A 13,315-nucleotide genomic window follows, 5' to 3' on the forward strand; every position below is an offset into this window, starting at 1 on the left:
CAGCGATGAGAGCATCGTTTTGCCAAGGTTCCTTGCGCCCGCGTTCTTTACCGGCTCGGCCGCCATGTGGGGGTGCCGTCGGGCGCCTGTGGCGGGCTCTTCACTGTCATCCTAGATGGAGGAGCGTCTTGCCGTGCTCGGGCCCGGCCTTCACGTCGATGCGAGGGTGGCAGCCGGCGTTGGATACGGGCAAGGATGATCTTGCCTCCAGGGCTCGGTACGTCCATTGAACCTGCGAGGGTTCCGCGAATTTAGAAGAGCCTCCCGTCCCTTGCCCACCAGCCGATTCGAGACCATGCGCGCTTCAATCAAGACGATCCTGCTCACGGGTGCCGTCCTGCAGACCCTGTCCGGCCTGGCACTCTCCGATGCCGCCCATGCGGCCGACGCCGTCTCCACGTTCAAGGACTGGAGTCTCTACGTCCACCAGGACAAGAGCGGCAAGCTGTGCTATATTGCGAGCGTGCCCAGCAAGCAGGAGGGGACGTTCAGCAAGCGCGGGCAGCCAGCCGTGATGGTCGCCAAGCTGCCGAGCGCGCCGCCGAACGAGCAGGTGAGCGTGCAGCCTGGTTACACATACAAGACCGGCAGCGACGTCACCTTCACGGTAGACAGCACCAAGTTCAGCCTCTTCACCCAGGGTGAGCATGCCTGGGCCAAAACCAGTGCCGATGACAAGGCGCTGATCGATGCGCTGCGCAAGGGGACGTCGCTCAAGGTGAGCGGCACCTCGGCGCGCAATACGACCTCCAACGACACGTATTCGCTCTCGGGCTTCACGGCCGCCTATAACGCGATGCGGGACAAGTGCCCCGATGGAAAGAAATCCTGAGATCCTTGACCGGCCCGCGTCCGAGCTGACGTCGCCGGCGCCGCGTCCCAATCTTTTGGGCCTTGCCCCCGAGGGCATTGAGAAGCTGCTGCTCGACTTCGGACTGCCGGCGGCGGCGGCCCGTCTGCGCGGCAAGCAGCTTTTCCACTGGATCCACGCCAAGGGGACCGCGAGCTTCGCCCTGATGACGACGCTGCCGGCCGATCTCAGAGCACTCCTGAAGGAGCGCGCCTCGATCGAGCGGCCCTCGATCGTCACCGCCCAGGTGTCGCAGGATGGGACGCGCAAATGGCTGCTGCGCTTTGCCGACGGCCAGGAAGTGGAGACCGTCTTCATTCCCGAGCGTGACCGCGGCGCCCTTTGCATCTCGACACAGGTTGGCTGCACGCTGACCTGCAAGTTCTGCCATACAGGCACGATGCCTCTGGTGCGCAACCTGGGTGCGATGGAGATCGTGGCCCAGGTGATGGTGGCGAGGGACGCGCTCGCGGACTGGCAGCCCAAGGGCCAGCGCCATCTAACCAACATCGTTGTCATGGGCATGGGCGAGCCGCTCTTCAACTACGACAACATCAAGGCGGCCCTATCGCTCCTGATGCGTGCCGACGGTCAGGCCTTCAACAAGCGGCGCATCACGCTCTCCACCTCGGGCGTTGTTCCGCGGATCGCCGAGATGGGCGAGGCCCTGGGTGTCGGCCTGGCAATTTCGCTGCACGCGGTGCGCGACGAGTTGCGCGACGAATTGGTGCCTATCAACAAGAAATGGGATCTGGCCGCTCTGATGGCGGCCTGTCGGAGCTATCCGGGCACGCGGCAGATCACGTTCGAATACGTGATGCTGGCGGGTGTGAACGATTCGCTGGAGGATGCTCGCGCCATGGTCCAGCTTCTGGAGGGGGTGGACGCCAAGGTTAACCTGATCCCCTTCAATCCCTGGCCGGGTGCCCCCTTCGCCTGCTCCCCCGATGCCCGTATCCGGCAGTTCGCGGCCATTCTCGAACAGGCCGGCTATGAATCGCCGGTGCGCACGCCGCGCGGCCGCGACATCCTTGCGGCCTGCGGCCAGCTCAAGACCGCGAGCGAGCGCGAACGACGGAAAAAAGCCGCCTGAGTCTGCCTAGAGCGGCCGGACCGGTTTGCAGCGGGCGCAATTGATGAAATAAACGCCACCTGACGTTCATCCTGTGGTTGGGAGCAGCATCGGCCCATGTGGCGTTTTATCCGCGGCTTTTTCGCCGTCATCGGCCTCCTGGCCGTCATCGTGCTCGCGGTCGGCCTAGGCGGCGCCTACGTGGCGTACCGGCAGTGGCGATCGCCCGAGCCCCTCCCCGCCGCGATCGTACTCAGGCTCGACCTGCGCCAGGCTCTGGCCGAGACGCCGTCATCGGGGCTGAGCGGCCTGACCGGGCCGGGCCTGACCGTGAGCGACGTCGTCCTGACGCTCGACCGGGCGGCCGCCGATCCCCACGTCAAGGGCGTGGTGGCGCTGATCGACGAGACCGAGCAGGGCCTGGCCGTGACGCAGGAACTGCGCGATTCGATTCTTCGCCTGCACGCCGCCGGCAAATGGACGATCGCCTGGGCGGAGAGCTTCGGCGAGCTGTCGCCCGCCAACCAGGCCTATTATTTGGCCACCGCCTTCGACGAGATCGACATGATGCCCTCCGGCACGCTCGGCCTCACCAGCCTCGCCGTCCAGACCCTGAACGCCAAGACGCTCCTCGACCGACTGGGCGTCGTCCTCTCGGTCACACAGCGCGAATCCTTTAAGTCCGCCTTCGAGACCTTCACTGCGGCCGAGCCCAGCAAGGCCAACATCCTTCAGCTGAAGGCCGTCTTGGACGATAGCGGAAGCCAGTTCGAGGCGGGCATCGCCGCCGGACGCCGGCTCGACTTCCAGGCCGCCGGCGCCGCCATGGCAGGCGGCCCCTATACCGCCGCCGAGGCCAAGGCAGCAGGCTTGGTCGACAACCTCATCTATGGCGATCAGTTGATGGCCCGGATCGACGACCGCGCCAATGGGGTGCCCATGGTCGACCTCGATCGCTACGCGGCCGACCCACCGCCTGCCCCCGATCATGCGCCGGGCGTGGCCCTCATCCGCGCCTCCGGGCTAATCGTGCGCGGCGAGGACGACGCGTTTGGCCGCATCGCGGCCAACCAGTTGGCCGATACCTTGTCCACGGCCATCGATGATCCGGCGATCAAGGCCATCGTCCTCCGACTCAACTCGCCCGGCGGCTCGCCCGTGGCCTCGGACATTATCGCCCGGCAGATCCACCTGGCCATCGAAGCCGGCAAGCCCGTGATCGTTTCGATGGGCAATGTCGCCGCTTCGGGCGGCTACTGGATTAGCATGGGGGCGACGCGCATCGTCGCCCAGCCCGGCACCCTGACGGGCTCGATCGGCGTTGTCGCCGCCAAGCCCGTGATCGACGGGCTTATGGAAAAAGCGGGCGTGCTCGCAACCACGCTGACCAATGCGCAAAACGGCGCCATGTGGTCGATGACCGTGCCCTACACGCCAGCCATGCAGGCCCGCATCGACGCCATCATGGACGCCACCTATGCGGGCTTCAAGGATGGCGTCGCTGTGGGCCGCAAGCTCGATCCAGCCGTGGTTGAGAAGGCGGCACAGGGCCGTGTGTGGACGGGCCAGTCGGCCCTGGAGCGCGGCTTAGTCGACCGCCTGGGCGGCCTTCACGACGCGCTGGGCGATGCACGCATGGCCCTGGGCCTGGCGCCGAACGCGCCGCTCGACATCGTCCCCCTGCCGGCACCGAAATCACCACTCGAGCAGGTCCGCGACCTTGCCCAGCACGATCTGGGGTTCCTGGGCACGATTCAGGGCCTGGCCACCATGGCCCAGCAGGCGCTCTCAACGAACACCGCCCCGATGATCTCCGTGCATTGATCGCGGCGGCCAATTCTCGATGGACGATCTGCCTGGCTGGGGCATAGCGCGATCGCTAGAAATCTGGTGCCCCGGGCAGGCCGCCGCCACAAGCCCGCGCGCAAGAGCGGATTCCGGCCGACCGGCCGGGCCGCTCCAGGCCAAGCGAAGGTAAGGCCGCACCGAGCCCTTGCCGATCGGCATCAGCCGGATGGTCCTGACGGGTGAAACCGCCTTAGTGGATCTCCGGCTCGACCATGGCCTCGGCACCCTCCAGATAATCGAAGTCGCAGCCCTCATGCGCCTGACGGATATGGGCCGCGAACATCTTCTCATAGCCGCGCGCCGGCGGCGGCTTGGGCTGCCAGGCGAGGCGGCGGCGCGTGAGCTCCGCCTCGTCCACCAGCATGTCCAGCGTGCGCGCCTCGACATCGAGGCGGATGAGGTCGCCCGTTTGCACCAACGCCAGGGGACCGCCGATGGCGCTCTCGGGCGAGACATGCAGGATGCAGGCCCCGTAGGACGTGCCGGACATGCGGGCATCGGAGATGCGCAGCATGTCGCGCACCCCCTGCTTCAACAGCTTCGTAGGCAAAGGCAGCATGCCCCATTCCGGCATGCCGGGACCGCCCACCGGCCCGGCATTGCGCAGGATCAGGACATGGTCCGGCGTCACCTCAAGATCGTCGCGGTCGATGAGCGAGGCCATGTGGTTATAATCGTCGAACACGAGCGCCGGCCCGGTATGCTTGAAGAAGCGCGGATCGGCGGCCGAGGGCTTCATCACGGCACCGTCGGGGCAGAGATTGCCCTTGATGATGGCGCAGGCCTCGCGCGCGACCGGCTTGTCCAGCGGACGGATGATCGCCTCGTCATAGACCTTGGCCGCTTCGATGTTCTGCCCCAGCGTCTTGCCGTTGACGGTCAGGCACGCTTTGTCGAGCAGCGGGGCCAATTGGGACTGGAGGCCCAAAAGGCCGCCCGCATAATAGAAATCCTCCATGAGGAACCGGCCGGACGGCCGGACATCCGCCAGGACCGGCACCTCGCGGGCGATGACATCGAAGCGCTCCAGCCTGAAGGGCAGGCCCGCCCGGCGCGCCATGGCCACGACATGCACCATGGCGTTGGTCGACCCGCCCATGGCCATGTGGACACGGATCGCGTTGTCGACGGCCCCGGTCGTCAGGATGTCGCGCGGCTTCAGGTCTTCCCAGACGAGCTCGACCGCGCGCTTGCCGCAGGCGGTGGCCAGACGGGGATGGTTGGCATCGGCCGCCGGAATCGAGGAGCCGCCCGGCAGGATGAAGCCCATGGTCTCGGCAATGGCCGTCATCGAGGAGGCCGTGCCCATGGTCATGCAGTGGCCAAAACTGCGCGCGATGCCCTCCTCGACCTCTTCCCACTCCCGCTCGGTGATCGTGCCAGCCTTGAGTTCCGCCCAATATTTCCAGCTGTCGGAGCCCGAGCCCAGGGGCTTGCCATGCCAGTTGCCCCGCAGCATCGGGCCGGCCGGCATGAAGATGGCGGGCAAGTTGGTCGAGAGGGCCGCCATGATGAGGCCGGGCGTGGTCTTGTCGCAACCGCCCATGAGGACCAGGCCATCCACAGGATGCGAGCGGATCAGCTCCTCGGCCTCCATGGCAAGGAGATTGCGGTAGAGCATCGTCGTCGGCTTGACGAAGGGCTCGGAGAGCGAGATCGCCGGCAGCTCCAGGGGAAAACCGCCAGCCTGCCAGATACCCCGCTTGACCTCCTCAGCCCGGAGCTTGAAATGGGCGTGGCAGGGATTGATGTCGGACCAGGTATTGAGGATGCCGATGACGGGCTTGCCGGCCCAGTCGCTCTTGGCGTAGCCCATCTGCATCAGCCGCGATCGATGGCCGAAGGCGCGCAGGTCCTTGACCCCCAGCCAGCGATAGGATCGGAGCTCCTCATAGGCGCGCCGCGGTTTTTCTCTGCCGGTTTCGTTCAGCGCCATGCGCCAGGGCCTCCCTTTGACCTCTAGCTCGTGGTTTAGGAGTGCCCCGTTCGCCCGGTCAAGCCGGACACTGGAATAGATTGACGAGCAGCCAGACGATGGAGAGGAAGGCAAACCCGATGGATCCGCTCACCGAGACGCTTCGCGTGCTGCGGCCCTACCCCCACCTTTATGCCTTCTATGACGGCCGCGTTCCGGGTCGACGACTGCTCGGGCCCGCGCCGAACTGGCTGGACGACGGCGCCTTCGAGCTCGGCATCGCCACCTATGCGATCGTCGACGGCGACGAGGCCCTGGTCTATGACGCGCATATCTCGCTGGCACACGCGACCCGGATCCGCGAGGTGCTGGCAGCGGCCGGCCATACACGCCTCACGCTCGTCATCAGCCACTGGCACGAGGACCATGTGGCCGGCAACGCGGTTTTCGCCGACTGCCCGATCATCGCCCACGCACTCACGGCCGAGCGGCTCGAAGCCAACAAGGCCGCCTTCGCGGCGGCGCAGCCGCCGATCGCGCCTCTGGTCATGCCGAACCGGCTCTTCAAGGACAGGCTCGCTCTCAAGGTCGGGCGGATCGAGGTGGAGCTCCACCATGCCGACATTCACTCCCTGGATGGCGTCGTTGTCTTCGTACCGAAGGATCGACTCCTACTCGCCGGCGACACGCTCGAGGACCCCATCACCTATGTGGCCGAGCCCGACCGGCTTGCCGTCCACCGTGCGGCCCTGACCGGGCTGGACGCGCTGGCACCAAGCCGCATCCTGCCCAATCATGGCGCCTTGGCGATGATCGAGACCGGCGGCTACGAGACCGGCCTCATTCAGGCAACCAGGCTTTATCTGGATCGGCTCATCGGCCTCGCGGAGGCCGCAGCGGACGATCCCCTCTGGGAACTGCCGCTCCAGGACTTTGCAGCCGATGCCTTCGCCACGGGTGCGATCACGTATTTCGCTCCCTACGAGATGGTCCATCGCCGCAATCTCAAGGTCATCGCCGCCGCCAGGTAATGTCATCCGCGAGCATTCCGGCCTAGGATCGGCGAACGACATGTCGCCCAGTCGAGGAGAGCCTGCCTTGCCGACCCCGCCCCTTGCCGCTCGCGCGCCGCTGTTGGGCGGTGCCGAATCCGATGCCTGGACCGTGCATTTCCTGGGCGCCCAGCGGCGAGCCGCCGGCGAGGATATCATCCTCCTTAGCATCGGCGATCCCGATGCGCCGACGCCAGCACCGATCGTTGCCGCCGCCAAGGCGGGACTGGATCGCGGCAACACCAAATATAACGACCTGCAGGGCCAGCTTGGACTACGCGCCGCCATCGCCACCTGGAACGAGAAACTCACCGGCGCCACCGTGACACCCGAACAGGTCACGGTCTTCTCCGGCGCGCAATGCGCGCTTTTCGCTGCCTGCCAGTGCCTGCTCGATCCCGGCAGCGAGGTGATCGGCTTCGATCCCATGTATGTCACCTACCCAGCCACGATCGCGGCGGCGGGCGGTGTCCTCAGGCGCGTGCCGCTCGATCCCGATCGCGGCTTCAGGCCGGACCTTGGGGCACTCGAGGCGGCGGTGACGCCCAGGACCCGCGCCGTCCTCATGAATTTTCCCAACAACCCGACCGGTGCCGTCCTCGGGCAGGAGGATCTGGCGGCCATCGCCGCTTTCTGCACACGTCACGATCTCTGGCTGATCTCCGACGAGGTCTACGCGGCCCTGGTCTTCGACGGGCGACATCTAAGTCCGCTTGCCCTTCCCGGCATGGCGGCGCGGACCGTCATCGTTTCCAGCCTCTCGAAGTCGCACGCCATGACCGGCTGGCGGGTCGGCTGGACGATCGGCCCGCCGGAGCTGACCCCGCACACCGTCAATCTCGCGCTTTGCATGCTCTACGGTCAGCCGGGCTTCATCCAGGACGCGGCCACGGCCGGCATCGTGGGCGCGCTCGAGGGCAAGGTGGCCGAGATCGCCTCGATGCGGGAAACCTACAAAGCTCGCCGGGATCGTGCCTGCGCCCTGTTCAAGGATCTGCCCGGCTGCCGTCTGCACGTGCCGACGGCCGGCATGTTCATCATGCTCGACATCCGCTCGCTCGGCTGGAGCGCCACCCGCTTTGCCCTGCAACTGCTCGACGAAGAAGGCCTGGCGGTACTGCCGGGCGATCCCTTCGGCAAGGTCGCCGAAGGGCATTTGCGGATCAGCCTCACCGCATCCGAGGAGCGCATCAGCGAGGCGGCCGCCCGCCTCCGGCGCTTTCTGGCGCGACATCGCAAGGCCGCTTAAACGCGGCCGAAGGCAGAGCAAGGCCGCCCAGACGGGGCCAGGGGGCAACAGCTCTCAGCTGCGCTGATCCACCTTGACCGTCCCCTGCCAGAGCGGCGGCGAGGCGGCATCGACATAGTCCTCGAACATCAAGTTGAAGGCGATCGTCACCCGGTCCTCGGTGCTCTGATTGGTCGGCACGGAATGCTGCAGCCAGGAGGGAAACAACACGAGGCGGCCGGGCTTGACGTCGAGATTGACATTGTTGCCGGTGAATTTGGTGAACTGGCTGACCGGCGGCATCATGACGAAGGCCTGCGGTCTAGGGTCGTCGAAGACGATGCGGCCCTGACCGGCGGGTGTTGCCACGTAATAGACGCCCGAGAGGTAATTATTGGGATGGGTATGGGCGGAATTGCGCCCCCCTGGCGGATTGACGTTCGCCCAGCAGCCAGTGATGCGAAATTGCCGCGACTTCAACTTCAAGGCCTCGCCCACCGCCCCGGCCGCCGTCAGGATCAGAGCCTTTAGATCGGCGAACTCAGGAAGGTCCTGCAAGATCGGGTCGGTCTGCCAGTTTGTGCCGGGCTTGAGGGCCGGACGCGGCTCGATCAGCCGCTCGATCTCGTTCAGGAGCCCGGCGTTCATGACCGCCGCCTGATCCGGCGGCAGGTCGAGCGTCCAGATGGGGGTCGGGAAGCATTCCTTGACGCCGATTTCGAGCCGCATCTGCATCTCCTCCTGAGAGTCGGCTTCAAGACGCCGCGAGTTCGCGCTTAGCAGCGAAGCCGCCTGTCACAAAGAGGAACGCGCCAAATCATCCCGAGGGTCGGCGCAAAGAGCACAATTCAGAGCGATTAGGGTAGCATCGATTGTCACATTGTGGTCTTGGGCCAATTCATCTGGATCATCTAATTGGATCAAAAATCTCATGCTCAAGGAATTTCGCGAGTTCGCGCTTCGAGGCAATGTCCTCGACATGGCCGTCGGCATCATCATCGGTGCTGCCTTCACGACCGTCGTGCAGTCCCTCGTCAACGACGTCCTCATGCCGCCTCTGGGCGTCCTTCTTGGGGGCATCGATTTCTCCGATTATTTCATCCGGCTGAACTGGACCTCCGATCAGACCTACGCGACCCTGAAGGCCGCGAGAGACGCAGGCGTTCCGGTCATCGCCTATGGCTCCTTCCTCAATTCTCTTCTTAATTTTGTGATCGTGGCTTTCGCCCTCTTCATGGTCATCAAGCAGATGAACAATATTCGCCGCCTGGCCGATCGCGCCAATCAGAAGGGCAAGGCCGAGGCCGAGGCCGAAGCCCCGCCGCCAGCCGACATTCAGCTCCTGGCCGAGATCCGCGATCTCTTGAAGTCGGAGCGGTCCTCGACGCGAAGCGCCCCGGCCGAATAACCCGCACGCCGCTCGCTGGCGGCACATGGGTGATCCCGGGCCTAGGATGGCCGCGATCGCTAAGCGCGCCCTCCCCAAACGACGCCCGGCAGGACCTTCCTGTCGGGCGTCGTCATTTTCTCGAAGCCCGCAGGCGGCCATGCATCATGGCGGCGACATCGCCGCCACCATTCGCAACTGCGAAGGCTTTTGACTTGACGGGCGGTGCACACCTCATAAAGTAGGGTCGTGACCAAAGAGCCACGCCCGACGCCATTCCTCCGCGCTGCCCCCGATCACCGCAGCCCAGGCTGCCTGCGGCGCGATGAACTTCTCCCGCGCTACCATTTCGCGTCCGGTCTGGCCGGCCTCGGCAGGCGTGCTGTCGTCCCTGGCAATCGACGATGTCGATGGCGACCAGAACTTTCAACTTTTCTCGATTATTATACTTCTTCTGCGCGCTAACGGTGTGATCGCCGGACGGCGGCATGTAGTCCGTGAACTAGAGACGACCACTCGTCGCCAATTAAGGAAATTCTACTTTAAAACACCTCACCTACCGCTAGTTTCAATCTAGCCAGATGCGCCGACCAATGCTCTAATCGCTTCAAGCCGAGGCATGCCCAGCATCTTCTCGCGGTGCTCGTGCCCGCATTCGAACGGTTCGCCGCCCACTTCGCCCTCTACTCACCGACGTCCTATCTTCCACTTGGAAAGGGTCCGCACGGATGCAGATCGAGAAAGCTAAGAAGGTCAATTTTGCCTCGCTGATCGAAAAGGACCGGCAGGACAGGCAAAAAGAGGAATGGAGCGGGACCTTCCTGGAATATCTCGACCTCGTTAAGTCGAAACCCAGCCTGGCCGACCTCGCGCACAAGCGCATGTACGACATGATCGTCAGCCAGGGCGTCTCTGACCTGGACCTTGAAGCCGATCCCCGCGCCAAGCGCCTCTTCGGCGAGCGCGCCGCCAAGGTCTACGGCTTCTTCAAGGACGAATTCTTCGGCATGGAGCGGACACTCGAGAAGATCGTCCGCTATCTGCACTCCGCCGCCATGGGAGGCGAGGAAGCCAAGCAGGTCCTCTACCTCATGGGCCCGGTGGGCTCGGGCAAGAGTTCGCTGGTCGAGCGGCTGAAGCGTGGCTTGGAGGACACCGAGCTCGTCTACACGATCGAAGGTTGCCCCATCCAGGAAGATCCCCTTCATCTGATCCCGCGGCATCTGCGCAAGCCGTTCGAGGAGATGCTGGACGTCAGGATCGAGGGCGATATCTGCCCGATCTGCCGCTACCGGCTGCTCAACGAGTTCGACGGTAAATACGAGCACGTGCCGGTCAAGGCGATCCACATCTCCAGGCGGGCCCGGCGCGGCATCGGCGTGGTGCCGCCCGTTGATCCGAACAATCAGGATACCTCCGTTCTGATCGGCTCGGAGGACATCTCCAAGCTCGACCGCTACTCGGAGGGCGATCCCCGCGTCCTGGAGCTGAACGGCGCCTTCAATGTCGGCAATCGCGGCATGGTGGAGTTCATCGAGGTCTTCAAGAACGAGACCGAATATCTCCACACCATGATCACGGCGACGCAGGAGAAGTTCGTGCCGGCGCCGGGCCGGCACGGCACGATCTATGTGGACACGGTCATCGTCGCCCACTCCAACGAGGCCGAGTGGCAAAAGTTCAAGGCGGACCACACGAACGAGGCGATCTTGGATCGCATCGTCGTCGTCAAGGTCCCCTATAATCTTCGCCTGACCGAGGAGGTGAAGATCTATCAGCGCTTCCTCGAGCGCTCCAAGTTCGACCTCAAGATCGCCCCACACACGCTGGAGGTGGCCTCGATGTTCGCGATCCTGTCGCGGCTCGAGCCCTCGGCCAAATGCGATCCGATGACCAAGCTCAAGATCTATAACGGCGAGGAAGTGCTCGAGAAGGGCCGGCCCAAGAAGCTGACGGCGCAGGAGCTGCGCGAGGACACCAAGCGCGAGGGTCTCTTTGGCATCTCGACCCGCTTCATCATGAAGGCGCTGGACGTGGCGCTGACCGCCAATAACGGCTCCATCCATCCGATCAACGTGCGCGAATCGCTGATCAACATGGTCAAGGAGACCGATCTCGCGGACGACACCAAGAAGACCTATCTGGAGTTCCTGCAAGACACGCTGCACAAGGCCTATCTCGAGATGCTCGAGAAGGACATCACCAAGGCCTTCGTCTTCAGCTTCAAGGGCCAGGCTGAGACCCTCTTCCAGAATTACCTGGACCATGCCGAAGCCTATGTGACGAAGTCGAAGGTCAAGGACTCGCTGACATCGGAGGAGATGCAGCCCGACGAAGGTTTCCTGAAGTCGATCGAGGAGCAGATCGCCATCATCGGCCCTGCCGCCGACGGCTTTCGCCAGGAAGTGATCGCCTATCTCTGGTCATCGATGCGCCGGGGCGAGAGCGTCACCTACGGCTCCTACGAGCCGCTCAAGGAAGCGATCGAGAAGAAGCTCATGAACTCGGTCCGCGACATCAGTCGCATCATCACCAAGGCGCGCACCCGTGATGAAGAGCAGCGGCAGAAATATGACGCGATGGTCGAGAACCTGCTCCAGCAGGGCTACAAGGAAGACAGTATCGACACCATCCTGAAATATGCGTCCAATCACCTGTGGAAGGATTGAGGCGCGGTCTAATGCTATCTCCACATCCTTTGCAGAGGGTTGGTATCGACAGAGCATGACCACTGTTTTCCGGCCATTTTCGGAATCCGACGCGCTGCGTTCCGACCGCAGTGCCGGAGACCGCAAGCGGCATCGCGAGAAATTGCGTCGCTCGCTCCGCGAGAACATCGCCGACATCATTGCCGAGGAGAGCATCATCGGTCGCGACCGCGACCGCGTCATCAAGGTCCCCATACGCGGCATTCGCGAATATCGCTTCACCTACGGCGACAATGAAGGCGGGGTCGGCACGGGCGACGGTGAGACCCAGCCCGGCCAGATTGTCGGCCAGACGGGCAAGAAAGGCGAGAAGGGCCAAAAGGGCCAGGCCGGTAGCGATGCCGGGGTCGATTATTATGAGACCGAGATCTCGCTGGACGAATTGGTCGAGATCATGTTCGAGGATCTCGAACTCCCCGATCTCGAGCGCAAGATGCTGCGCGAGGCGCTGGCCGAGCGCGTCAGCAAGCGCAAGGGCTATCGCAAATCCGGCGTGCGCGTGCATCTCGATCGCAAGCGGACGGTTCGCGCCAAGCTCAAGCGCAAGGTCGCCGCCGGTATCCCCCTGGCCCCGCACGTGGACGAGGGTGAGGAGGAGACCGGGATCGACGAGAGCGAGCGCATCCTCTTCCCGTTCCGCAAGGAAGACCTCACCTATAAGCGGCTGGTGAACGACACCAAGGAAGAATCGAACGCGGTCGTGATGTGTATCATGGACACGTCCGGCTCGATGGATCGGCTCAAGAAATATCTGGCACGCAGCTTTTTCTTCCTGCTCTTCCAGTTCGTCGCCACCAAGTACGAGAACGTCCATTTGGTCTTCATCGGTCATCATACCGAGGCCAAGGAGGTCACCGAGGACGAGTTCTTCCACAAGGGCGAATCGGGCGGCACGCTGATCTCCTCGGGCTATAAGAAGGCGCTGGAGATCATCCAGGACCGCTTCCATCCGGCCCACTGGAACATCTACGCCTTTCATTGCTCGGACGGCGATAATTTCGACTCCGATAATGAGGAGGCGATGCGCACGGCAGCCGAACTCTGCCAGACCTGCAATCTCTTCGGCTATGGCGAGATCAAGCCGATGGGATCGCATTATTATGAAAGCTCGATGCTGGATCGCTTCCGCCGGCTGAAGGCGCAAAACTTCCAGTCCGTGCTGATCGAGCGCCGGGAAGACATCTGGCCGTCCTTCAGGGCATTGATGTCACGCGATCGCACGCAGGCGGATGGCGGCGGCTAGCCGTGACGGTCG

At 63.9% G+C, this 13,315-nt stretch carries 10 protein-coding genes; 8 read left to right on the top strand and 2 right to left on the bottom strand.

The window, feature by feature from the left end:
* Positions 1-295 precede the first annotated feature (295 nt).
* The 3 genes from CFB17_RS06460 (at position 296) to sppA (ending at position 3,746) form a co-directional block, all read left to right on the top strand.
* The gene (locus CFB17_RS06460; protein ID WP_133063857.1) at positions 296-832 is read left to right on the top strand and encodes an invasion associated locus B family protein; all 537 of its coding nucleotides are present in this window, start codon (positions 296-298) and stop codon (positions 830-832) included.
* On the top strand, positions 816-1,943 hold the full coding sequence (rlmN, locus tag CFB17_RS06465; protein ID WP_088560609.1) for a 23S rRNA (adenine(2503)-C(2))-methyltransferase RlmN: 1,128 nt from the start codon (positions 816-818) through the stop codon (positions 1,941-1,943). Before CFB17_RS06460 ends, rlmN begins: the two co-directional genes overlap by 17 nt.
* 96 nt (positions 1,944-2,039) lie before the next feature.
* A complete protein-coding gene (gene sppA, locus CFB17_RS06470) occupies positions 2,040-3,746 on the top strand; it encodes a signal peptide peptidase SppA (protein WP_088560610.1) in 1,707 nt (568 codons plus the stop codon).
* 214 nt (positions 3,747-3,960) lie between these two features.
* On the opposite strand, the gene araD is transcribed toward sppA, so the two are convergent.
* Entirely contained in the window at positions 3,961-5,706 is a 1,746-nt protein-coding gene (gene araD / locus CFB17_RS06475) for an L-arabinonate dehydratase (RefSeq protein ID WP_088560611.1), read from the bottom strand.
* 119 nt (positions 5,707-5,825) lie between these two features.
* Here araD and CFB17_RS06480 point away from each other — a divergent pair, with 119 nt between their 5' ends.
* Both CFB17_RS06480 and CFB17_RS06485 read left to right on the top strand, forming a co-directional pair.
* Positions 5,826-6,716 carry an MBL fold metallo-hydrolase gene (locus tag CFB17_RS06480; protein ID WP_088560612.1) on the top strand — a complete coding sequence of 297 codons (891 nt, stop codon included), beginning with the start codon at positions 5,826-5,828 and terminating at the stop codon, positions 6,714-6,716.
* A gap of 67 nt (positions 6,717-6,783) precedes the next feature.
* A complete protein-coding gene (locus CFB17_RS06485) occupies positions 6,784-7,986 on the top strand; it encodes a pyridoxal phosphate-dependent aminotransferase (protein ID WP_207761958.1) in 1,203 nt (400 codons plus the stop codon).
* Positions 7,987-8,040: 54 nt separating this feature from the next.
* On the opposite strand, the gene CFB17_RS06490 is transcribed toward CFB17_RS06485, so the two are convergent.
* Complete coding sequence (locus tag CFB17_RS06490) at positions 8,041-8,694, bottom strand: TIGR02466 family protein (protein WP_165769464.1); 654 nt, start codon at positions 8,692-8,694, stop codon at positions 8,041-8,043.
* A 202-nt stretch (positions 8,695-8,896) separates the two neighbouring features.
* Here CFB17_RS06490 and mscL point away from each other — a divergent pair, with 202 nt between their 5' ends.
* The 3 genes from mscL to yhbH all read left to right on the top strand — a co-directional run bounded on the left by mscL (position 8,897) and on the right by yhbH (position 13,303).
* Positions 8,897-9,373 (top strand): large conductance mechanosensitive channel protein MscL, encoded by a 477-nt coding sequence (mscL, locus tag CFB17_RS06495; RefSeq protein ID WP_088560615.1) that lies wholly within the window; start codon positions 8,897-8,899, stop codon positions 9,371-9,373.
* Positions 9,374-10,080: 707 nt separating this feature from the next.
* Entirely contained in the window at positions 10,081-12,021 is a 1,941-nt protein-coding gene (locus tag CFB17_RS06500) for a serine protein kinase (protein ID WP_088560616.1), read from the top strand.
* Between the two features lie 55 nt (positions 12,022-12,076).
* Positions 12,077-13,303 (top strand): sporulation protein YhbH, encoded by a 1,227-nt coding sequence (gene yhbH, locus CFB17_RS06505; RefSeq protein ID WP_088560617.1) that lies wholly within the window; start codon positions 12,077-12,079, stop codon positions 13,301-13,303.
* Positions 13,304-13,315 lie beyond the last annotated feature (12 nt).

The organism is Arboricoccus pini, from assembly GCF_900187945.1.
Lineage (GTDB): Bacteria > Pseudomonadota > Alphaproteobacteria > Geminicoccales > Geminicoccaceae > Arboricoccus > Arboricoccus pini.